At 25.2% G+C, this 22,747-nt stretch carries 31 protein-coding genes, 1 pseudogene and 1 riboswitch; of the genes and pseudogenes, 19 read left to right on the top strand and 13 right to left on the bottom strand.

Annotation, left to right across the window (positions count from 1 at the left end):
- The first annotated feature begins 612 nt into the window (after positions 1-612).
- The 14 genes from AACL22_RS05010 (at position 613) to AACL22_RS04945 (ending at position 13,972) form a co-directional block, all read left to right on the top strand.
- On the top strand, positions 613-1,293 hold the full coding sequence (locus AACL22_RS05010; protein WP_338990099.1) for a hypothetical protein: 681 nt from the start codon (positions 613-615) through the stop codon (positions 1,291-1,293).
- A 231-nt stretch (positions 1,294-1,524) separates the two neighbouring features.
- A complete protein-coding gene (locus AACL22_RS05005) occupies positions 1,525-2,064 on the top strand; it encodes a hypothetical protein (RefSeq protein WP_338990097.1) in 540 nt (179 codons plus the stop codon).
- 243 nt (positions 2,065-2,307) lie between these two features.
- Positions 2,308-2,964 (top strand): alcohol dehydrogenase catalytic domain-containing protein, encoded by a 657-nt coding sequence (locus AACL22_RS05000; RefSeq protein WP_338990095.1) that lies wholly within the window; start codon positions 2,308-2,310, stop codon positions 2,962-2,964.
- Positions 2,931-3,308, top strand: a complete 378-nt coding sequence (locus AACL22_RS04995) for a zinc-binding dehydrogenase (RefSeq protein WP_338990093.1) — start codon at positions 2,931-2,933, stop codon at positions 3,306-3,308. The genes AACL22_RS05000 and AACL22_RS04995 overlap by 34 nt, the downstream gene beginning before the upstream one ends.
- Positions 3,309-3,336: 28 nt before the next feature.
- Complete coding sequence (gene ftsY / locus AACL22_RS04990; protein ID WP_338990091.1) at positions 3,337-4,323, top strand: signal recognition particle-docking protein FtsY; 987 nt, start codon at positions 3,337-3,339, stop codon at positions 4,321-4,323.
- The gene (ylxM, locus tag AACL22_RS04985) at positions 4,323-4,643 is read left to right on the top strand and encodes a YlxM family DNA-binding protein (RefSeq protein ID WP_338990088.1); all 321 of its coding nucleotides are present in this window, start codon (positions 4,323-4,325) and stop codon (positions 4,641-4,643) included. Before ftsY ends, ylxM begins: the two co-directional genes overlap by 1 nt.
- A 12-nt stretch (positions 4,644-4,655) precedes the next feature.
- Positions 4,656-5,456, top strand: coding sequence for a TIGR00282 family metallophosphoesterase (locus AACL22_RS04980; RefSeq protein WP_338990085.1), 801 nt, complete (start codon positions 4,656-4,658; stop codon positions 5,454-5,456).
- A gap of 16 nt (positions 5,457-5,472) precedes the next feature.
- Positions 5,473-6,411 (top strand): serine aminopeptidase domain-containing protein, encoded by a 939-nt coding sequence (locus tag AACL22_RS04975; protein WP_338990082.1) that lies wholly within the window; start codon positions 5,473-5,475, stop codon positions 6,409-6,411.
- A gap of 51 nt (positions 6,412-6,462) precedes the next feature.
- A riboswitch (SAM riboswitch) is annotated at positions 6,463-6,568 on the top strand.
- Between the two features lie 108 nt (positions 6,569-6,676).
- A complete protein-coding gene (gene metK / locus AACL22_RS04970; RefSeq protein WP_338990079.1) occupies positions 6,677-7,828 on the top strand; it encodes a methionine adenosyltransferase in 1,152 nt (383 codons plus the stop codon).
- Positions 7,829-7,871: 43 nt separating this feature from the next.
- On the top strand, positions 7,872-8,693 hold the full coding sequence (locus tag AACL22_RS04965; RefSeq protein ID WP_338990077.1) for an HAD family hydrolase: 822 nt from the start codon (positions 7,872-7,874) through the stop codon (positions 8,691-8,693).
- Between the two features lie 115 nt (positions 8,694-8,808).
- Positions 8,809-9,342, top strand: a complete 534-nt coding sequence (locus tag AACL22_RS04960) for an XRE family transcriptional regulator (RefSeq protein WP_338990076.1) — start codon at positions 8,809-8,811, stop codon at positions 9,340-9,342.
- A gap of 24 nt (positions 9,343-9,366) precedes the next feature.
- Positions 9,367-10,419 (top strand): spermidine/putrescine ABC transporter ATP-binding protein, encoded by a 1,053-nt coding sequence (gene potA, locus AACL22_RS04955; RefSeq protein WP_338990074.1) that lies wholly within the window; start codon positions 9,367-9,369, stop codon positions 10,417-10,419.
- A 9-nt stretch (positions 10,420-10,428) separates the two neighbouring features.
- Positions 10,429-11,400, top strand: a complete 972-nt coding sequence (potB, locus tag AACL22_RS04950) for a spermidine/putrescine ABC transporter permease (RefSeq protein ID WP_338990072.1) — start codon at positions 10,429-10,431, stop codon at positions 11,398-11,400.
- Positions 11,384-13,972 (top strand): ABC transporter permease subunit, encoded by a 2,589-nt coding sequence (locus tag AACL22_RS04945; protein ID WP_338990071.1) that lies wholly within the window; start codon positions 11,384-11,386, stop codon positions 13,970-13,972. Before potB ends, AACL22_RS04945 begins: the two co-directional genes overlap by 17 nt.
- Positions 13,973-14,059: 87 nt before the next feature.
- Here the strand turns inward: AACL22_RS04945 and AACL22_RS04940 are convergent, their stop codons facing one another.
- Together AACL22_RS04940 and AACL22_RS04935 are read right to left on the bottom strand one after the other, a co-directional pair.
- On the bottom strand, positions 14,060-14,758 hold the full coding sequence (locus AACL22_RS04940; protein WP_338993012.1) for an IS3 family transposase: 699 nt from the start codon (positions 14,756-14,758) through the stop codon (positions 14,060-14,062).
- Positions 14,759-14,898: 140 nt separating this feature from the next.
- A complete protein-coding gene (locus tag AACL22_RS04935) occupies positions 14,899-15,162 on the bottom strand; it encodes a hypothetical protein (protein WP_338988671.1) in 264 nt (87 codons plus the stop codon).
- Between the two features lie 194 nt (positions 15,163-15,356).
- Here AACL22_RS04935 and AACL22_RS04930 point away from each other — a divergent pair, with 194 nt between their 5' ends.
- The gene (locus AACL22_RS04930) at positions 15,357-15,671 is read left to right on the top strand and encodes a hypothetical protein (RefSeq protein ID WP_338990069.1); all 315 of its coding nucleotides are present in this window, start codon (positions 15,357-15,359) and stop codon (positions 15,669-15,671) included.
- Positions 15,672-15,935: 264 nt separating this feature from the next.
- Positions 15,936-16,217: a hypothetical protein gene (locus tag AACL22_RS04925; protein ID WP_338990067.1), complete on the top strand. Its 282-nt coding sequence runs from the start codon at positions 15,936-15,938 to the stop codon at positions 16,215-16,217.
- Between the two features lie 190 nt (positions 16,218-16,407).
- Here the strand turns inward: AACL22_RS04925 and AACL22_RS04920 are convergent, their stop codons facing one another.
- Both AACL22_RS04920 and AACL22_RS13755 read right to left on the bottom strand, forming a co-directional pair.
- A complete protein-coding gene (locus AACL22_RS04920; RefSeq protein WP_338990066.1) occupies positions 16,408-16,533 on the bottom strand; it encodes a hypothetical protein in 126 nt (41 codons plus the stop codon).
- Between the two features lie 169 nt (positions 16,534-16,702).
- A pseudogene (locus AACL22_RS13755) lies at positions 16,703-17,692 on the bottom strand (IS30 family transposase).
- Positions 17,693-18,324: 632 nt separating this feature from the next.
- Between AACL22_RS13755 and AACL22_RS04910 the strand changes: the two are divergent.
- The 3 genes from AACL22_RS04910 to AACL22_RS04900 are packed head-to-tail and all read left to right on the top strand — an operon-like array spanning position 18,325 to position 19,577.
- Positions 18,325-18,798, top strand: coding sequence for a hypothetical protein (locus AACL22_RS04910; protein WP_338990064.1), 474 nt, complete (start codon positions 18,325-18,327; stop codon positions 18,796-18,798).
- Between the two features lie 29 nt (positions 18,799-18,827).
- On the top strand, positions 18,828-19,142 hold the full coding sequence (locus AACL22_RS04905; protein WP_338990062.1) for a hypothetical protein: 315 nt from the start codon (positions 18,828-18,830) through the stop codon (positions 19,140-19,142).
- Positions 19,143-19,577: a hypothetical protein gene (locus AACL22_RS04900; RefSeq protein ID WP_338990060.1), complete on the top strand. Its 435-nt coding sequence runs from the start codon at positions 19,143-19,145 to the stop codon at positions 19,575-19,577.
- Here AACL22_RS04900 and AACL22_RS04895 read toward each other — a convergent pair.
- The 9 genes from AACL22_RS04895 to AACL22_RS04855 all read right to left on the bottom strand — a co-directional run bounded on the left by AACL22_RS04895 (position 19,548) and on the right by AACL22_RS04855 (position 22,554).
- A complete protein-coding gene (locus AACL22_RS04895; protein ID WP_338989387.1) occupies positions 19,548-19,637 on the bottom strand; it encodes a lipoprotein in 90 nt (29 codons plus the stop codon). The two genes, AACL22_RS04900 and AACL22_RS04895, sit on opposite strands and share 30 nt — an antisense overlap.
- 253 nt (positions 19,638-19,890) lie before the next feature.
- Positions 19,891-20,379 (bottom strand): hypothetical protein, encoded by a 489-nt coding sequence (locus AACL22_RS04890; RefSeq protein WP_338990058.1) that lies wholly within the window; start codon positions 20,377-20,379, stop codon positions 19,891-19,893.
- Positions 20,373-20,630 carry a hypothetical protein gene (locus AACL22_RS04885; RefSeq protein ID WP_338990055.1) on the bottom strand — a complete coding sequence of 86 codons (258 nt, stop codon included), beginning with the start codon at positions 20,628-20,630 and terminating at the stop codon, positions 20,373-20,375. The genes AACL22_RS04890 and AACL22_RS04885 overlap by 7 nt, the downstream gene beginning before the upstream one ends.
- The gene (locus AACL22_RS04880; protein WP_338990052.1) at positions 20,602-21,270 is read right to left on the bottom strand and encodes a hypothetical protein; all 669 of its coding nucleotides are present in this window, start codon (positions 21,268-21,270) and stop codon (positions 20,602-20,604) included. Before AACL22_RS04880 ends, AACL22_RS04885 begins: the two co-directional genes overlap by 29 nt.
- A 207-nt stretch (positions 21,271-21,477) precedes the next feature.
- On the bottom strand, positions 21,478-21,615 hold the full coding sequence (locus AACL22_RS04875) for a hypothetical protein (protein ID WP_338990050.1): 138 nt from the start codon (positions 21,613-21,615) through the stop codon (positions 21,478-21,480).
- Between the two features lies 1 nt (position 21,616).
- Complete coding sequence (locus AACL22_RS04870) at positions 21,617-21,778, bottom strand: hypothetical protein (protein WP_338989379.1); 162 nt, start codon at positions 21,776-21,778, stop codon at positions 21,617-21,619.
- Positions 21,779-21,983: 205 nt separating this feature from the next.
- A complete protein-coding gene (locus AACL22_RS04865) occupies positions 21,984-22,142 on the bottom strand; it encodes a hypothetical protein (protein WP_338990049.1) in 159 nt (52 codons plus the stop codon).
- The gene (locus tag AACL22_RS04860; RefSeq protein WP_338990047.1) at positions 22,126-22,260 is read right to left on the bottom strand and encodes a hypothetical protein; all 135 of its coding nucleotides are present in this window, start codon (positions 22,258-22,260) and stop codon (positions 22,126-22,128) included. The genes AACL22_RS04865 and AACL22_RS04860 overlap by 17 nt, the downstream gene beginning before the upstream one ends.
- A gap of 9 nt (positions 22,261-22,269) precedes the next feature.
- Complete coding sequence (locus AACL22_RS04855) at positions 22,270-22,554, bottom strand: hypothetical protein (RefSeq protein WP_338990045.1); 285 nt, start codon at positions 22,552-22,554, stop codon at positions 22,270-22,272.
- Between the last annotated feature and the right edge of the window lie 193 nt (positions 22,555-22,747).

Below are 22,747 nucleotides of genomic sequence, written 5' to 3'. Positions count from 1 at the left end.
CAGATTTTAATCCCAAAAATTATGGGGCACAAAATAATAAATCTTCATTATTTTTTAAAAACAATTTTGAAGACAGTTATGATTTTAAAGAAAAGGAAGGAATTTTATATATAAAATTAAAACAAAAGAAGAAATAATTATAATAAATATGATTAATAATAAGGAAATATATTATTTTTTAGTTAATATATGAGTGTAAAACTGTTAGAAGTTATAATAAAAGTATAAATAAGAGAGGAAGTAGAAATGAGTACGGGAGAAATAGTTACCGTTATTGTTGCTTAGTTATCATTCATAAGTACAATTATTTCTTCAATATTTACTTTTATTGCTAATAAAAATAATCAACTAAATAAAGTAAAAATTGATGAAATACATAAAAAGTTAATAGAAAATCATTCAAGAATAATGGAAATTCTAATAAACAAAACATCTTCCACAATTGGCAATGCGATTAATGGTTTTATAAAATTATTTAAACAAAGTAATAAAGATCAATCATATGAAAAAATGGAAGGGGAAATAACAAACTCCAATGAACCTGATATTAGTTAAAAGATGCTTTTAAAATAAAAAAGTAATATGAAAATAATAATGTTTAGGAGGAAAATTATGATTTATAAAGATAAAGAAAAATTACAAGCAAAATTTATTAATGGATTTATTAAAAATGAATTTTATGATGTAATTTTTAATTACTGGACATTATTAAAGAATAAGCAAATTAATAATCAAAAGAAGAAAGAAAAAAGAACATCGTCTAAACAATTGGCAGATAATTTTGTTAAAAAACTATTAAATAATATTATTAGTTTAAAACATGAAATATTTAATAATAATAAAAAAACTTTTACTGAACTTGAACAAGAAAAAGTAGAAAGCAAAAAACCAGAAAATTTTAAAGAATACTTTTATTTTTTTCAAACTTTTAAATATCAAAGACAAGTTAAAAAAATGTTTAAATTATTGAAAAAAGCTTCAAAAGAATATCAAGTATTATTTATTAAAATGGTGTTGATAATCCGGTTATCTGTTGACCGTAGTGAAGAAATATGACAATGAATATTAAATAGAATTGATTGAAGTCTTGCCTTAGACCTTGTTGAAAAAAATAATAATTCAGACCAATTTATTCTTTTTGCAAAGCACTTTTTAAAAGAAGTTAATAACAATATGATTAAAGAATGAGAAGGAAAAATTAAAAATAAAAAATTAAGCAATGATGTGATAACATCTATTTCTAATTTTTATCATACATTGAAAAATAAATATAATTATCATATATCTAATTAAAAATTCTTCTTACAAAATAAAAAGTTTTATAAGAAGAATTTTTTAATAACTAAATTATGTTCTTACTAAAGTTAACTTTAAAATAATGGTTGGTATTATGTTCTTCCTTCTAAATTTATTTTAAAGACTTAAAAGGTTATGGTTTTTAAACTATAACCTAATAATTGCCTTTAATTTAGGGTTTTTTATGATATAATTAACTTAATTAATTTATAATAAGAGGTAACCAATATGAAGTGAGAACCGCAACAAACGATTGAAATATTAAAAGAATATGTTTATAGTAAAAACAGACTTGATGAATATCGTAATCGTGTGGCATTATCAAATTTACAATTACCACCTTTTTATTTAAAAGAAGATAAAAGTCAATCTGTTTCATCAGTTGTTGTTCGTTTTATTAATGAAAAAGAAATTAAAAAAGCATATGATAAAAATACTTATCAATGAATTATAAATAGTTTAGAAGAAACTATTTTAAATTCTTTAAAAATGGGTGAAAATATTATTGGAATTCATCGCCATGAAAATATTTATTTGGCATTATACAAAGATGATGGGGATTTAAATTATTTAATTGAAATTGCTAATTATATTAATACAACTGTTAAAATTATTAATTATACATTATATGAAAAATATCAAGATGTCCGTGAGGTTAGAATTGGCATTGGGATTGCGAATGATCCATCAATTGAAAGAATTAACGATTTAGAAGAGAGTTTTATTTTTTACCAGTTTGTACTGATGCCTGGGTTTTTATGAATTTAACTGATGAGAATCAAGAACTAATTCGAAAAAATTCACGTCAATATTTTAATTTAAGAACACCTCGTCAACGTTTATTTACGGATTTAATTGATCCTAATGTTGCAGGATAACTTGAACGAGGTACCTTGCAAGTTGAAGAATAAGATCAAAATAATTAGGTTAAAGTTATTTAGTCTTATTCTTTTTTGTTTAACATCATTATTATTTCGGTATAATCATAAGTAGAAAGTGAAGTGGAAGAAAATGCAAGCATTAATTTTTCAAGGAAAAAAGAAAATTGAATGAACTGAAACTAACGAGTCAATTATTAAAAAAGCAACAGATATTATTGTTAAAATTGAGGGATTTACTTTTTCACATGCAAATTATCGTCCATATTCGGGGCATGATAATAGTGTTGTTCCTAACACAATTATGGGGCATGAAGGAATTGGCGTCGTGACAGCAATTGGAGCTGATATTACAAAACTTAAAATTGGTGATTGCGTTGCAATTGGGTGTGTTACTCATTGTAATATTTGTCAATGATGTGAACAAAAAGCATTTGCTAATTGTACTAATGGTGGTTTTATTTTGGGAACTAAAATTAATGGAACACATGCTGAATATGTTTGTGTTCCTTATGGGGAAAATAGTGTTATTAAAATTACAAAAACAATGAATTTAACTGATGCGTTAATGTTAAGCGATGTGTTACCAACAGGATATGAAAATGTTATTAAAAAAATTGATTTAAAACAAATTAATAATATTGCTATTATTGATGATGGACCAATTGGTTTAGGCATTTTATTGTTATTAAATAAATATAATAAAAAAATTGATATTTATGGTCATCATAGTCAAAAATTAAATTATTTTAAAAAATGGGGGCGCATAAAATTTATGATAGTACTTTAACTACTTTTGATATTAAATATGATTTAGTAATTGAATGTGTAGGTAATGACCGAGGTACTTTTGAGCAGGCACAACAAATGATTAATTTTAATGGTACAATTATTACAATTGGTGTTTTTAAAAAACCAGTTGTCTTTAACTTACAACAATTATGAAATCAAAATATTACTATTCATACCGGAATTTTAAATTGTTATACTTTAAAAGAACTTGTATTAAAAATTGAAAATAAGGAAATTATTCCGAAGTATTTAGTATCAAAAACTTTTAATAGAAATGAAGTGTTAAAAGCATATGAAACTTTTATGGAGACAGATATTTTTAAAGTTGTTGTGAAATTATAACAAGCAATAGAATAGGGTGAAGGAAAAAATGGGTTTTTTTCAAAAATTAAAAGCAAAACGTGAAGAAAAAAAACAGATTAAATTAGAAAAGGCGTTACGTAAAACACGTTTAACCTTTTCTAATGATATTAAAAAATTAGCACATAAGTATAAAGAATATGATGATCAATTCTTAGAAGAATTAGAAGAAATTTTAATTGCAAGTGATATGGGAATGAATATGGTTTTACAAATTACTAATCAAATTCGTAAAAAAGTACGAAAAGGTTGAAGCATTGAGGACACAAATGATTATTTGGTTGAAGTAATTATGGATTTATATAATGATCCAAAAAGTAAACAAAATAAATTAAATATTAAAGACCAGCGCTTAAATGTTATTTTGATGGTTGGTGTTAATGGTGCCGGTAAGACAACAACTATTGCTAAATTAACAAAACAATTTCTTGATCAAAAGAAAAAGGTCCTATTAGTTGCTGGTGATACTTTTCGGGCAGGGGCGGTTGAACAATTAAATCAATGAGCAGAACGTTTAAATGTTAATATTGTTAAACCGTTAAAAGAAGGGCAAGATCCAGCTAGTGTTATTTATGATGGATTAGTTAAAGGAAAAAAAGAACAAGTTGATATTATTATTATTGATACAGCGGGACGTTTACAAAAAAAAGTTAATTTAATGAATGAATTAAATAAAATTAATCGTATTATTCAACGCGAAATTCCCGATGCTCCACATGAAACCTTATTAGTAATTGACGGGGTTACTGGTCAAAATGGTATTTCACAAGCAAAGAATTTTTCGGAGGTAACCGATGTTAGTGGAATTGTTTTGACAAAAATGGATGGTACGGCTAAAGGAGGCGTTGTTTTAGCAATTAAGGACCAATTAAATATTCCCGTTAAGTTAATTGGTTTGGGTGAGCAACCAACTGATTTACAAGAATTTGATATTGAGCAATATATTTATAATTTAACCAAAGATTTATTTAACAAGGATGAAGTGGAAGTAGAATAATGAAAGATTTGGAAAAATCAAATGAGTTAATTCTTTTATATGAATTATATCGGGAATTATTAACAACAAAGCAAAGAGAATATTTTGAATTATATTTTTTTGATGATTATTCATTAAGTGAAATTGCAGGGTTAAAAAATGTTTCGCGTAATGCTGTTTATGATTCATTGGTAAAAATTACAAATGCTTTGCATAAATTTGAAAATAACTTACAATTAGGTTATAAGCAACATCAGCGAGATATCATTTATCAAGAATTTGAAAATATTAAGGAATGTGCTGGATTAATAAAAAAATTAAAAAAAATTGATAGTGATTAAGGAGAAACTAAAATGAATATTTTAATGATTGGTGATATTTATGCACAAGCTGGACGGACAGCTGTTAATAAATATTTGCCACAAATAATAAAAAAATATAAGCTTGATTTAATTATTGCAAATGGTGAAAATACTACCCATGGGAAATCATTATCAAAGCATCATTATAATGAATTAAAAGAAAAGGGGATTAATATTATTACTTCCGGAAATCATATTTTTCGTAATCCAGAAGTTTTAAATTATATTGAAGAAGTAAATGATTTATTAAAACCAGCAAATATGAATTCGTTTACACCTGGGAAAGGCACAGTTGTTATTAAGATTAATAATAAAAAAATTCGTGTGACTAATTTAATGGGTCGTAGTTTTATGGACCCAGTAGATAATCCATACACAATTTTTGAAGAAATTATTAATAATGATGATAGTGAGCTTCATTTTGTTGATTTTCATGCCGAAGCTAGTGCAGAAAAATTAGCTTTTGCTTGGAATTATGATGGTATTATTACTGGTTTTTTTGGAACGCACACTCATGTTCAAACAGCAGATAATCGAATATTGCCAAAAGGAACAGCATATATTACCGATGTTGGGATGTGTGGTAGTTATAATTCAATTATTGGGGCAAATCCAGAAGAAATTATTCTTAAGGAAAAAACTGGTTTACCAGTGCGTTTTGAACCAGCAGCTGAAAATGATAAATTAATTTTTTCAGCGGTATGATTACAAGTAGATGATAAAACTAACCAAGCAGTGAAAATTGAACGAATTTTAATTCATCCAGAAAATGAAGCTGATTTTTTAGGATAATAAAGGAGTAACTTAAATGACTAGTTTAATTAAAACGAGTGTAATCATTATTGTTGTTTGTATTATTCTAGGAATTTTTTTGTGTTGTTATTTTTTTCTACGTTGTTATCGTCTTTTAAACAAGAAAACAAAACGAGGAGAAATTCAATTACCTGAATATATCGAACATAAACACTTTCTTACTTCTGATCAATATGAATTATCAACATTAGGAACAATTGATAAAACTGGTCAGGATATTATTTTAGCAGTTCATGATTTATACGGTAGTAAGGAAAATTTTACTGGTTTAATTAATAATGAAATATGAGCTAAGCATAAAGTTTCAGTAATTGCTTTTAATCAACGCAATGTCGGAAATAATGTGCCAACTAGTATTAAAAATGTTGGAGTTTTAGTGAATGATATTATTGACGTAATTACAGCATTAAAAAATAAATATGAACAACAAAGAATTATTTTATTATTAGAAGGATTTTCATGTGGTTTAATTAATTTATTATTGAAACAAAAACCATTAATTAAAAAAGTTGTTTTTGTTAATCCAATTACAAATTTAAATGGAATAAGATTTTCAATGATTAGCAAAATTGGGATTGGATTTGGTTTTTTATTTAATTTAAACAAAACTCTTAAAATTCATATTGATTATCAACTTTTAAGTCAAAATGAAGATTATAGTACTTTAATGATGAAAAAAGAACAAACTTATTTTTTAAATCAAATTTTACAATTTAATTATCTTAATAAAAAGATAGTAAAACAAATTAATAATCTTAAAGTAAAAACTTTAATATTACAAGCAGAGGTTGATAAATTTTATGATACAAAACAAGTAACTTTAATTAATAATGGACTAGTTAAAATAAAAAAAATTGAAACAGCAAAACATTACTTATTCACTAATCAAAATATTAGTGTTGAAATTCTTACCGAAATAATTAATTTAAATTAAAATTAACTAATTTTTAAGTTATAATATACTTGTTGTCAAGTAACAACATAAAACTTATTCAGAAGTGGTTAGTACGCTAAGCAATGATCCACTAGCAACCCTATATTTAACTAGAAGGTGCTTTTAGCAGGGCAAAATGATATGCTACCAATAAGATTTATTAGTTATTGAATAGAACTTAACTATTAATTTATATGTAAACATATTGTTATTAATGCCACATTATTCTGATGTGGTTTTATTTATGATTAAGGAGAAGAAAAAGATGGGAAAAGAGCGAATTTTATTTACATCAGAATCAGTATCAGAAGGGCATCCTGATAAGATTTGTGATCAAATTTCAGATGCTGTTTTAGATGCATGCTTAAAAGAAGACCCTTTATCACGGGTAGCATGTGAATGCTTTGTTACAACAAACCGGGTTATTATTGGTGGTGAGATTACAACAAAAGCAAAAGTTGATTATGCCAATGTAGCACGTAAAGTATTAAAAGAAATTGGTTATAATGATGCAGAATGAGGAATTGATTGACAAACTTGTGAAGTTGAAATATTAGTTAAAACACAATCACTAGATATTTCACTTGGTGTTGATAAAGCTGGAGCTGGGGACCAAGGAATTATGTTTGGTTATGCAACAAATGAATCAGATAATTATATGCCGTTAGCAATTTCTATTGCTCATGCTTTAGTAAAGCGAGCAAGTATGCTACGTAAAAAAGGAATGTTTATTGGGGCACGACCAGATATGAAATCACAAGTAACGTTAGACAAAACAAATGCTAAATATATTTATATTGATACAATCTTAATGTCAATTCAGCATGATGAAGATATTGATGAAGCTAAATTTAAACACTTTGTTATTACGGAAATTATGGAACCAGTTGTGCAAGAATTTAAAATGAATTTAGATTTTAAAGTTTTAATTAATCCAACTGGTCGATTTGTAATTGGTGGACCAAAAGGTGACGCTGGGTTAACAGGGCGAAAAATTATTGTTGATACATATGGTGGCTATGCACGGCATGGTGGTGGTGCTTTTTCGGGAAAAGATGGAACAAAAGTTGATCGTTCAGCAGCATATATGGCTCGTTTTGTTGCAAAGAATATTGTTGCGGCAGGATTAACTAAACGATGTGAGATTCAATTATCTTATGCGATTGGAGTTGCTGAACCGATTTCAATTTTTGTTGAAACATTTGGAACTAATTTTGTTGCAAATGATATTATATTGAAGGCGATCAAAGAAAATTTTGATTTTCGTCCCCAAGCAATGATTGAAATGTTAGATTTACAAAAACCAATTTATCAACAAACGGCAACTTATGGGCATTTTGGTCGTTACCATACTGAACTACCATGAGAAAGATTAGATAAAGTTCAAAGTTTAATAAAATATTTACCAGGTGTTTAATTTTTAGATATAATTAACATAAAGAATAAGAGGAGAAAAACTAATGAAGTATAAGTTAATTGCTCTTGATTTGGATGGTACAACAGCAAGTAGAAATCGAATTTCAAAGCAAAATGTTGCAGCAATTAAGTGAGCATTGGCAAATGGGATTAAAGTGATTATTGCAACTGGGCGTAGTATTGGTGCGATTAGAAAAGTTGCAAAAAAATTAGGCATTATTGAAAATAAAATGCCAGTAATTGGTTTTAATGGTGGCATAATTTATGATTTTGCGAAAGAAAAAATTCTTCAACAAAATGTTTTTTTTAATGATGAATTAATCAATGTTTTTTATCTTGCTAATGAGTGTAAAATTCAATTATGAGCATATTCCGTTAAGAATGAACATTTTGCTTATGTTAATATTAAGCATAGTTTGATGACTAAATGAATGAGTTTTCACACAAAACGAAAAAGAATATTAGTGTATGATCCTACTACTTTACATGACCAAGCTTACAAGTTTGTTGTTAGTGGTAAAAAAGAGAATGTTCAAAAATTTAAAGCAAAACTTTTAGTAAAATATGAATTTAATATTTTTGATTGGTCATATTTGTCAAATCAAAGTTTAAATTTAGAAATTAGTCCAAAAGGTAGTGACAAAAAAGATGCTTTAGAATATCTTGCTAAAATATATAATATTCAACCAGCAGAAATTATTGCGATGGGTGATGGTTCAAATGATTATGAAATGTTAAAATGAGCTGGCGTTGGAATTGCGATGGGAAATGCTAAAGCGAATATTAAAACTATTTCTGATGATACAACTGCCCATTATCGTCGCTCAGGAGTAGCAAAAGCAATTAATAAATATTTTAAAAAATAAAAAATATCATCAAAACTATTGATATTTTTTTGTTTTTTTTTATAATTAATGTGGCCGTAATTTAAAAACAAAAAGTTTAGTATAACTAAACAAAATTACCAAAGGAGGATTGTCTATGTTACTAGGAGAGAAAATTAAACTATTACGTCAAAAAAATAATTTAACAATTGAAGAATTAGCAAATCGTTGTGAATTAACGAAAGGCTTTATTAGTCAACTTGAACGCGATATTTCCTCTCCGAGTATTGAAACACTAGAAAGTATTTTAGAAGTTTTAGGCACCAACTTAGCAGATTTTTTTAAACAAGAAAAAAAAAGAAAATTCGTTTATGCAGCAGAAGAACATTATGAAGTTGAACAAAATGATTATCGAATTGAATGATTAGTTCCTAATGCGCAAGTAAATGAATTAGAACCAATTTTAATTCAAATTAAGCCGCAAGGAGAATCAGAACGGATATTACCATTTGAGGGTCAGATTTTTGGTTATGTTTTGAAAGGAACAGTGTTAGTTTATTCTGGGCAAAAAGTACAAACAGCAGATACTCGTGATAGTTTTTATTTATATGGTAATAATCAACACTATTTAAAAAATGAAACAAATGAAGTTGTTGAGGTATTATGAATTTCAACACCACCAATATTTTAAAAGATTAGAAAAGGAGCAGGAGCATTGGAAACAAATATTTTAGAGTTACGAAACATTTCAAAACAATATGAAGGAAAAGTGGTTTTGAAAGGAATTAACTTAAACATTAAAGAAGGAGAATTTGTCACATTACTAGGACCATCAGGATGTGGAAAAACAACAACATTAAGAATTATTGCTGGATTTGAACAACCTAATAGTGGGGAATTATTATTTTTAGGAAAGGACTATTTAAAAACGCCAGTTCATAAACGAGAAGTTAATACTGTTTTTCAAAATTATGCTTTATTTCCGCATTTAACTGTTTTTGATAATATTGCTTATGGTTTAAAAGTTAAACGCAATAAGTATGATGTTATTGAAACTGAAGTAAAGAAATTTTTACAATTAGTAGGATTAGAAGGTTTTGAAGATAAATCAGTTGAACAATTATCGGGTGGTCAACGCCAGCGCGTTGCATTAGCACGAGCATTAATTAATAAGCCAAAGGTTTTGTTATTAGATGAACCAATGGCTGCATTAGATGTTAAGTTACGAAAAAAAATGCAAGCAGAATTAAAAACTTTGCAAGGAGAAATTGGAATTACTTTTATTTTAGTAACGCATGATCAAGAAGAAGCATTAACATTGTCTGATCGTATTATTGTAATGAATGATGGAGCAATTCAACAGGTTGGAACACCAGCGGAAATTTATAATGAACCAGAGAATTTATGAACAGCACAATTTATTGGTGACTCAAATATTATTTCAAATGCAATTTTTATTAAAGATAATTTAGTAGCAATTGATGGCAAAAAAATTGTTTGTGTTGACCGTGGATTTGGTGAAAATGAAGACCAAATTGATATTATTATTCGTCCTGAAGATATTGACATTGTTCCAGTTGGGAAAGGATTCTTCACAGGAACAGTTAAAAGAGTTAATTTTAAAGGAGTTCATTGGGAAATTATTGTTAAATGTAAAGAACGAAAATATTTAATTCATTCAACAGATAGAGTTGAAGAAGGTGATCAAGTTGATATTTCATGAAATGTTGAAGATATTCATGTTATGTGGAAAGAGATTGATGATTAAGGAGCAAGAATGATGGAAAACAAAAATAAACCACCAAAAAAAGGTAAAAAATGATTTAAAAAACAAGGTAGTAAAATTAAATCAATTAGTCAACATTTTGCTGCGTGATGTCGAACAAAATATTTAAACATTTCTTATCATGCAAAACAAAACAAATGGTTTAAAAGAGGGTTCAATCCAATTTTATGGCCATACCTTATTATTATGATTTTATTAATTGTTGTACCATTATTAATTATTTTATTATATTCGTTTATTCAACCAACGGGAAATAGTTTAGTTTTTGAAATTAATTTTAAAAATTTTGTAACTTTTTTTTCAGAGCAAAAATTTGTTATTGCACTATTCTTAGCCTTAGGATATTCATTAATTGCGGCCTTAATTGCAATTGTGATTGCTTATCCAGTTGCTTATGTGATGGCATTTTGTAAATCAAAACTATTGTCAAAAAATATTTGAATTTTAGTAACCTTACCAATTTGAATTAATATGTTACTAAAAATTATTGGATTACAAACAATGTTTAATATTATTGCTCCAAGTTTACTTGGAACCCCAATTTCGGTTGTTATTGGAATGGTGTATGCATTTTTACCATTTGTAATTTTACCAATTTATAATAGTTTAGATAAAATTGATACTTCATTAATTGAAGCTTCAAAAGATTTGGGAGCAAATGGTTTTAAAACATTTTGAAAAGTTATTTTTCGTCAATCAATCCCAGGTATTATTGCAGGTGGAACATTATTATTAGTGCAAGCAGCAACTTCGTTAATTATTGTTAAATTTATGGGGAATGGTCGTATTAATTTAATTGTTGATGTAATTGAAGCATATTTCTTTAAAGGAGAAAACTTTGGAATTGGCGCAGCAATCTCAGTTGTCTTAGCCCTTATTGTTTTTTTAATTATTGTGCTATCAAATTCATTATCAAAATATTTTGAAACAAGAAAGGGGCGTCGCAATGAAAAAGTTTTTTAAATCATCTTATATGGCATTAATTATGTTATTCATTTATATTCCAATTATGATTTTAATTTTATTTTCATTTAATAGTGGTGAAAGTATGAGTATTTTTAATGGTTTTTCTGATCGTTGGTATAAACAACTTGCTAGTGAGCAACCTTTTTTACAAAGTATTATTGTGTCAGTTTTTACAGCAGTAATTGCAACTGTTGTCTCAGTTATTATTGGCACTTTAGCTGCGATTGGATTAAGTCGAGCACGGCGAATTACACAAAAAATGACATTATCAATTACTAATATTCCATTAATTAATACTGATATTATTACAGCTGTTTCGTTGATGATGTTATTTATTGCTTTAGGAGCAAATTTTGGAATGGTAACATTAGTTTTAGCGCATATTTCATTTGATGTTCCATATGTAATTATTACAGTATTACCACGCTTACGGAAAGTTGATCCAAAATTAATTGAAGCTTCATTAGATTTAGGTGCAAAGCCCTCACAAACTTTGCGAAAAATTATTTTACCAATTTTAAAACCAGCAATTATTGCAGCTGCAGCAATTGCCTTTGCAATGAGTTTTGATGACTTTATTATCTCTTATTTTACTGGTGGTGATGATGTCAATGTCGCAACTTTTATTTATACAATGAAAAGAATTAAACCTTTTATTAATGCTTTTGGTACTATTTGTATTGCAATTATTGGAGTTATTATTATTGGATGAAATGGATGAAATGTTTATAAAATTAATTATAATAAATTTCGCCGAGAAATGTTAAAAGGAACTTATAAAGATAAAGATATTATGCGCTATGAAAAGAAATTAGCCTTTCTTTATCATCAATTAAATAATAAAAAAATTAATAATGAAAAACAAAAAGAACAATTACGCTGAAAAATTGTTAAACTAGAAAAAAAATATGATAAAAGTGTTTTATGAATTAAGAATAAAAAACAAACTTTTATTGAACGGCAAGAAACCAAAGAAAATATTAATAAAATATCACGAAAAAAATTCCGTTGATTGGCAAAAAGTTGAAAGCCATTATCATTAGTAACAATTTCAGTTGGCTCAATTGCTTTGCTAACAGCAGTTTATATTAAAAATAATATTTATGATTTAGCAGTAGCAAATTGAGGTGAATATATTACTTCAAATTTAATTAGTAAGTTTGAAAAAAAATATAATGTAAAAGTTAAATATAGTGTTTATGATAGTAATGAAACATTGTATAACAAATTATATACGACACATTATGACGTGATGGTTCCAAGTGACTATATGGTTAATAAGTTAGCGCAAGAAGGACGTTTAGAAGAAATTGATTATCAAAAATTAAATGATGTTGATAAAAATTTCAACATTATTAAACCTAATCCAAATTATCATGGACAAGATGTCAAAGAACGAACAATTGGGAATGAATATTTTAATGATTTAAATGTTGATGTAGCAACAGTACAAAAAACAAATCCAGAATTTTATCAAAATTGTATTGTTCCTTCTACTTTGGATCCAACAACAGCAAAATGTTTTGATAAAAATTATGCGGCATCATTAGCTGATGGATTATTAAATGTTTTAAATAAAAATAAACTGAAAGATGCTACTCAAAAAACAATTGTTAATTATAGTTTACCTTATTTTTGAGGAGAAGTATCACTTGTGATTAATCCAACAGAAAGTAACTTAAAATTTTTAGATGAGATATTTGCTAAAGCAAATCAAAATTTACCAACAACAGATCAAGGAAAATTTGGTTATCAACGTGCAGAGTGAGAACCTAGTATAAATCGCGATCAAATTAAACTTAATGATGTTGAAAATAATAAGATTATCTCAAATGGCATTTCATGAGATATTTTATGACAAGCAGCCTCAGCAAATAAACAAGTTTTAATTAATAATGATCCACGAAATTTATTTATGTTAACTACTGAAAAAAATTATTTCAAACCAGTACCAACAACGCAAATGGAAGTTGATCATGGTTACAACGAATTAGCAACATTGTTAAAACATAATAATGTTGCCTTAATGAATGATGAGTTAATCAATGCAGTTGGTGATGTACGTTTTGATTTTGCTTTTATGTATAATGGGGATGCAATTTATGCGGATACATTATTTGCAAAGAGTCATGAAGAAGCGAAGGGAACAAAATTAATTATTACCCGCCCACGAGCAACAACGGCGTGAACACCAGAAACAGTTGAAGGAACTAACATTTGAAGTGATAATATGGTTTTATCAAAAAATGCTAGAAATCAGGAGTTAGCTTATAAATTTATGAATTTTATTATTCAAAATTCATCAGCATTAACAGAAGAAGCTAATTATACTTCACCATATCAACAAGTAATGGATTATGAAAATAATTATAATTATTATCGTAATGGTCATTATCCAAAATCTGGCGCAATGATTAATTATCAACGTGATTATGTTCCTGTAGCGAAACTTAATGAGAAGGGAATGTATGTTGCTCAACCAGAAATGGCCGATAGACCATTTGAAATAACTGATTTAGATGGTTATGTATTAAATAAATATAATATTTTAATTGCTGGGAAAAACTAATAATTATTTTAAAAATAAAAAAATAGAAGTTAATTAGAGTGCACCCATTTTAGTAAGTACTAATAAAAAGTATTTACTTTTTTTTAATTATATCTTTTTCTTTACGATTTGAATATCATGTATTCATTTTATAACATCTTGTATATATTCTTCATGTGAATTATATATTTTATTATGGATTGTAGCTTTCTTAAGTAATGAATGAAAACTTTCTATAACAATATTATCTGCACAGTGGTAATTTTTTCCCATTGAAATTGTAATACCGTTAGATAAACATTTATCGTGATAAATAGTGGATGTATATTGATATCCGTGATCTGAGTGAATTATTATTCCATTCAGATCTTTTTTTATTAATTTTATTTTATTAATTGCATCATTTAAATTATCCATTACTAATTTATTGTCATTATATTTAGATCACTTTACATCAACTATTTCTTTAGTATATCCATCAATAATTGTTGATTGATAATATCTTTCTCCTTTTCAAATTAAATATGTTACATCAGTATATAGTACTGAAAACCTTGTTTTTATATCATTGAATTTACGATTAATTAAATCAGGATATTGCAATAAGCTTTTTTCTTTATTCTGTTTATATTTCATTTTTCTTCTCATTTTTCTTACATATTCAGGTTGTATTTGATTATAACGCATAATTCTTAAAACTTTTTTTGAATTATATTTTATACCATAATCTTCCTTTAAATATTTAGTAATTCTTCGATAACCAAATTGTTTTAAATTTTCTTCATAGACTTTTACAATATCATTTATTGCTTTTTTATCTTTTTTGCTACTGTCATAATTTTTATATTTATCTCAATAACTACGTTTTAACCCTGTTACTTCTAGTAATAATTTTATTGAATATTCACAAAAATTTTGTTTAATAAAAGAGACAATTCTTAGTTTGCTTAATTGTAAAAGTCATGGAGCTTTTTTAATAATTCATACCTTGTTTTATAATATTCTAAATTTCTTTTGCCAAAAGAAATTTTAGGTCCTTTAGGATTGTTTAATTTTCCTTTTTTATGATTTGCTCATCAAGATTCTACTGTATTTGCATTTATATTATATTGTTTTGCTACTATTCAACAACTTTTTTGTTTAATTTCCTCAATGATTTTTGTTCTAAATTCTGATGTATATTTGTTATATTTTTGTCCTTTTTTTGCCATATAAAAATGCACCCCCTATAAAAATTTAGCAAAATCTTTTTTTATTTTACTTACTTTTTGGGGTGCACTCTAAATTACTCCTATTTTTTTATTTTTTAACATTAAATTTTAATTAACAAAAGAAAAATAAAAAATAAGATGATTATATAGTAATTTGAAAGTAGGGGAGAACAATTAAAAAGCAGGGGTATTTTATGTTTACAATTTTATTCGGAGTATTAGTTACGTTAATTTATTTTTTATTTTCTTTTCGTGATAATAATTATCAAAAAAATAAACCTACAACAGATTTTAATAACAATATTTATCAAATTGTTTTTACTAATAAATATAATTTGCCATTACTTAACAAAAATATTATTCCAAATCCGCTTCAGATAACTGAACAAATGCTTGGGATTTCAATTAAAGAAATTTTATTAAAATTTAATTTTAAGTTTCAAAATTATATGCCAATTAATCAAAATACATTGCAAAAAAATATCGGCAATTGACAAATATTGGTTTAATTCCAAACCCAAAATATATTAAATGATACCACCGCTATTTAATTACCAAACAACTTTTGAATCAAGTTTTAATTCCACAATTTTTACATTCTCAAATAATAAATATTTTACAATTAGAAACTACTGATACAAAAAAGATAATAAATAAATTACAACAATATTTAGCAGGAACTTATGTAAAATATTTTAATATTTTAAGGTTATTTTGTGTTTTTTAATTTAAAATCTAAATTAAAATTTTTAAAACAAGAACAATTTTTATTAGTGGGTGGTATTATTGGATTTAATTATTTATTATTAATTAATAGTTATTGGTCAATTTTAGTCGTTTTATGTTTAGGGTTTATTTTGATTTGGCAACAACAAAAAATTTATTGAGGAGTATTAATTTTTGCAATCATTGTTTCAGCATTATGTCATTATTATTTACAACAACCAAGTTTGCAGGAGAACAACATTGTTTGTGGCAAAATTCAAAAACAAGGAAATGGTTATTATTATTTTAGTGTTGGTTGAAAAATTTTTGGTAGTATTCATTATTCTTAGGTTTTTAATAAAATTAAGTAATTAGAAACAAATTAAGTTTCGCTTATAATTGAATGATAACAAAATTTATAAAAAATTCAACTTTTTTTAAAAATATAATTTTTAGTTGAAAAAATAATTTATAAATTTATGAATTTTGACACACTAAAAAATACTTTTTAAAGTTATTGCTAATTTTAAAAGGTTTTTTTTATAAAGATAAAAATTGATTTTGAAATTGATTTAAATTAAATATATTAAATTCAATTTTTTCTTTATTATTTTTATTAGTTTTATCAACTTTCTCATCATTAATTTGATTATTAAGTCTTGACATAAAAGCAATTAACATATTGTATAGTGTAAATGCAATTAGTTATTTCCTACTCTTATTAATTAAAATAATAGCACTTAAAAATAAGTTTGCAAGTATTTTTAAATTATTTTTTTAATTTATTTAAAATTAGTATATTTGGGCACACTAAAAAATAATTTATTAAGTTTTTTTATTTAATAAATTTATTTAATATATTTATTAAATAACTATGTTGGTGTTTCTCAATTTAAACAAGGTCTTATCTTATCATTAATTGTATTAATTATTTAATCTATTTTATTTTGTTTAATAATTCTAAAATCAGTACTTTTTGGTAATTCTCACCTTATATCTCTATTCATTCTTTCTACAATTGGTTTTTGTGTAGGACAACCTTTATCACAAAAATATACATTTGTTTTAAGATGTTTTTCAATATCTTTTCAATTTCAAAATTCTTTTCCTTGATCAGTTATAATTCCCTTTAAATGTTTTTTTAAAAGTTTATTTTTAAAAATTTGTTTTAAAGTTTCTAATACTTCTGTTGAATTTTTTTCTTTTTTTTAAAAAAAGGTAAATTTAGTTAATTCTTCTGTTAATGTTAAACATGCTGATTTCTTATCTTTACCAACAATAGTATTCATTTGAAATCAACCAAAAGTACCTTTTTCATGTTTTGCTTTTTTAATAGTTTTAAAATCATTGCTTAAATTACCACGTTTATATTTTTTCCCTTTATGTATCTTTTTTTTACTATGAAAATACAAATTACGTTTATTTAAACCAAATAAACCTAAATAAATATATTTATAAAGTGTTTTAAAACACATAGGGAATTTATCATTAAATTCAATTTCATATAATTTACATATTTGTTTAGGTGTATAATGAAATTTATTAAATTTTTCATCTAATCATAATAATTGTTTAAAAGTTAAAGTAGTTTTCTTTTTACAATTTTTACGATTTTCTAAATATCGTTTATGTTCTTGCATAGGATGATATCGTTTAATATGTTTATAATGTTTTAAGTGATATTTAATAGTACTTTTACTACAACCCATATATCTTGCTATTTTTGATATATTAAGAGTGCCATTTTTTTCTTAAAAATATCAGATTCTAACGCTTCTTTTAAATTACATCTTTCAATAAAACTTAAATGTTTAAACTTTTTCATTTTTTTCCTACCCTTTCTTAAAATATTTACATAATACAATAAAAAAAAGTAAATTATTGACATTAAATTTAATGATGATAAGATAATATTGTAAATCTAAAAAGGCAGAATTTTCCTACTCTTAACCTGTTTTAGAAAATTACAAAAATATAGACTTGCAAAAGTCTTTTTTTTATGTAAAATGTAGATAATAAAAAAAGAACTTGTGAGAGTTCTTTTATACATTAATACAGTTTTTTACTCTTTTATTTAATCATATTGTTTAAATAATAGCAATTTTAATATGCAAAAAAGAGTAAAAAATGGCTAAAAAATGCCAAATTGTAAAAGAAAGGTATTAGCAAGATTTAAAAAAGATAAAAATGGTGATTTAGTAAGAAAAATGCAAGGTGATTAACCAGTGCAATTATGTATTAGTCATTTTAAAGAGTTTCAAATTAAAATGAATGAAACTATTTTATATATGGAACAAAAAAATAAAGAGTATAAAGATATGATTAACACAATGATTGTAAAAAAGAATTAAATTATGGTATGATATTTTTATAAGGTTAATCTTCCTTTTATAAAAGAATCCTACCTATAATTTGTTAAAAGTGTTAATCCTACACTCAAATAAGGAGCGAAAAATAATGGCAAATTTAGAAAAAATTAAAGAAATTTTAGAAATTGATGATGAAAAAGCGAAAGCAGTTGATGAATTATTATCTGCTCAGGCTAAACAAATTCGTGAATCAATTAAAAATCGTGAAGATGTAGTTGATAAAACAGATTTTGAAATTGTTAATACTCAATTACAAGAATTAAAAAATAAAAGTGATTTATTAGAAAATGAATTATATTTAAAAAATTTTACAGATAAAGATAAAAAGATTATTTTTTCGTTAATTAATAATGATGAATATAAAGATTTATCTAAACAAGAAAGAATAAACAAAATAGCAGAAGAATATAATATTAATTCAGTAGATGGTACTGTTGATGGTGGGTCAGTTATTGACCAAATGCTAAAAAGAAGTGAAGAAATTAAATCTAATCGTTTAGAAGAAATTAAAAAAATGGTGCTAAAACTGACCAAGATATTATTGATTATGCTAAAAGTTTAACATGACAATAATAAGGAGGATAATAACCTATGGCAAAAGTAGGTGGAAAATCAAGTATTGCATTACCAACAGTTTTACAAGTTGGTGGTAATACTGCAACAGAAAAAGCAATTGGAGATGTTGCTGTTTTACAAATTAAAAAGATTTTAGAAGCAGATAGTGAATATATTGATGCTACTGAAATGATGATGTTAACTGCTCAACAAGTGTCTATGACAGAAGGTTTTGAAGCAGGACAATATGTATTCCCAGAGCGTATGGTTTGGGGTAATGATTATGATAAAGATTCTGGAATGGAACAACAATCCGTAGCAGTGCGAAGAGCAACTATTATGATGGATTAAATGTTAACATTTAAATATGATGTTCCTACATTTGATGTTGTTCGTTTTATGGAATCACCAGTTGAAGTACGAACTACTACAATTGGAGAGTGAATGAGAACAATTACTCGTAATTGATATTCAAATATAAATGCAATTTATTTACAAGGTGTTGTAGATTCATGTATTGCAACAGGTCAATTTATTAAATTACCTATTCCAAAAGATACTGATACAGCACAAGAAACATTTTATAAAATTAATGATATTTCAATTAATTTAGTACAAAAAGTAAATGCTTTAATGTTTGGTACTAAAAAAGACGATTTAATGGTACATGTTGCAATGCCAGCATTTGCTCAATTTACAAAAGCATATACTAAAATTTTAGACCAAATAGGAGCAGATACATTTGCAACTGGTCAATTATGGAAAAAAATGATTGTAAGCAATTAAACTTGTTGTACTTGTTGCTACTAATGAAATTGTTCCTATTATACTTAATAATTTTTTCATTCCAATTAACCCTCTTTCTATTAATTTCTTACATTATATATACAAGGTTAAGTTAATTAGAATTATTATCTTTATCACTTTTGTTGTGACTTATATAAAAATTAATAAGATATTCGATTCGTTGTGAATAAGTAAAGTCATTAAATTCATTTCAAACTTTTTCTTGGTTTTCATTTAAGTAAATATTAACATTACGAATTAATTTAGAATAATATTTTCCTGTTTTTTTTGATTAAATGAATGTTTCATAATATTAACCCTTATAATTAGCAATAATAATGGCATCTCGTAAATGATTACTAATTTTGTCATTATTATATTTTCAACCTTTACCATATTGATAAGTTAAATTACTATCAATTCCCCAATAAATTTTATTTCCATAATACTTACTTTCATTTTCTATATTTTTAACAACTGATTTAGTATGGCGTGGTGAAACATTAGCAATATATCCTTGTGTTTCTAACGAACCTAATAATCTCAATAAATCATCTCTATCTTTTGAGCCATTGGCATTTGTATATAAACAATTTTTTATAAAAACTAAATATTCTAGTTTATGATTATTTGATAATATTTTCCAAAATGGTTTTTCATTTTTTAAATAATTTATAATAAATTTAGAATGTTTTTTTCAATCTTTATTTATAAACTCTTGTTTATCTAATAAGATATTATTTTCAAAAACAACAATAGCCGTAGTACCAGATCCAGAAGGGTCAATACCTATTTTTATCATGCGTATACATCCTCATCATTGTTAATTGCTGGTACTACATTAGAGATATCTTCTTCTTTAACTACATTATCGTTTGTGTACGCTATTTCATCATTACATGGGGTAAAATTTATATTATTTGATAATGGTTCATGGCTCATATGCCCCTGATTTTTAACGATATTACTATCATTATCAATATAAATCTTTTCATCATTAGTTGTAATAACTGCTTGATCTGATTTATATGCTTGTTGTAATTCAACTGACATAATACCTCATTTTCTTAATAATGATTTTAATACTGTTTTTAACTAACTTTTCATCAACAATTAAATATTTAATTAGTTGTTTTAATTCATATTGATTAGCATTTTCTACAAAATCATCATCAATTCCAATTATTTCAATATTTCTAACTAATAATTTTTCTTTACGAAAATTACTAGTAATAATTTTTAATTCTTGCACTTGTTTTGCTACACTTTTAATTTCTAAAAATTGTTCTTTTTTATGATTTTCAATAATTTCATTTTGTTTTTGAAATTGAATATTAATAACACTATTTTTTAAAGAATCATGATTACTTTTAATATTATTTTCTAAATTCAAAATATCTTTTCTAATAAAATTTAATTCATCTTTAAAATTTTTTATTAATTCTAATGGTTCTCTAAAAATATAATCAATTTTTGAAACTACTAATTTTAAATCTTTTAATGATTGTGATTTATATTCTCCATTTATTAATCAAGCTTGTTGTCGATATATAAATTCTGCTAATTCTTGTCCATTTTCATCAATTCATTTTTTAATTGTTAATGCTTTTAAACTTAATTCTTTAAAATCAGAACCTTTTATATAAAACGGAAATGTAATATTATTTACTGTATTTTTTACAATATCACTCATTATTTATTCTCCTTACTAGGTAATTTGTCATATTTTGAACTGTCAACTAATATTCAATCGATAGAACCTGTTGAATATGGATTTTTGTAAAAATCTTCTTTAACAATTGTTGTTGATCAATTTTTTTATCTTTTTCAGCAAGTTTTTTTAAGTGTTTCATTTTCTTCTTTTAGTTTGTCAAATTTAATTGATTCTGTTATAGTCATTTTAAAGTTCCTCCAAATTCTTTTCTTCAATTAAAGTATCAATATATTCATAAGCACTTTCTTCTAAATGACATTCTTCTAATGCTTCATTAAATAAATCTTCTTCGGTATAAACCTTACCACCTTCATCTTTTCACATATTATTCACATCCTTTTCATTTAATATTTTCATTTTCTAAATCAATAATTACTGTTGGATAATACTTTTCATTTTTAGCAGTTATTTTTGCTTCTTCAAAAGTATAAAATGAATATGTAGTTAAATATTCATTTTTAATAATTAATAAGTATCTTTTAGTCATAATTTATTCCTCCGAATTCTTTTTATTTACAATTAAATTTTCTAATTGATAAATTTTTAATCAATGTTCTTCACATAATATAATTTCTTTTTTATAACCTAAATTTCACTCTAATTTATCACCAATTTTTTCAATATAATTATTTCCAAAATAAGCATTTTTATTATTACAATTAATTTTTTGACATTTCTTAGGTTAGTTTCTCCTAATTTTGTTTTCCTAATGCTCAATGCTCATCAGTCATATCTTCAAATGATACTGGATAACTTTTAAGCATTAATTCTTGTAATTTATTTTTTTGATCGCATTTTGAACAATAACTTCAATATCTTTGTTTAAGACAAGTTTTATTTAACTTTTTCATATTTATTTAATTCCTTACTATTTTCTATCCTTGCTCTTTCATTAGCACGCTCAATTTTTTTCTTATGTAATTGCTTTTTACTTAAAAACTTTCAAGGTTTTTTATTTAACTTTTTCATATAAACCTCCTAAATTACTCCTTTATTTTTTTGGTCAATTTGTAATATTCTTCAACCATCTGATGCTAAATCTAAAATATCGTTAATTTTGTAATGTTGCATATAAGAAACAATAACATCTCATCTATTTTTAAATAAATTTAAGTACATTTTGGCTCATTCTAAACATTGCAAATCATAATGATTTTTATGATGTGAAATACGACAATTAATAGGCTGACAATTAACTCAATCAAATGATGTTGTTATTTCATTCCAAGTTTTATTAATATATTTACTTTTATATTCTGTCATTATAATTCCTCCTAGTTTTAACTCGCTGGCACTCACTCCCAAGTGAAAGTGCCAAGCGAGAATTAGTTATATAAGTATTTATCTATTTATTTACTACGCTATCCGCTTCACTAGGGTGAGCGGTGGCGGTATGTTAATTATTTAAATGTTTAATAATACACAGTTGTTTTTTTAATATTGACGCCAGATATAT

This window comes from Spiroplasma endosymbiont of Seladonia tumulorum, assembly GCF_964020235.1.
Taxonomy (GTDB): domain Bacteria; phylum Bacillota_I; class Bacilli_A; order Mycoplasmatales; family Mycoplasmataceae; genus Spiroplasma.
Note: the sequence above shows the minus strand (reverse complement) of the source record. Positions and strands in the feature narration are given on the sequence as shown.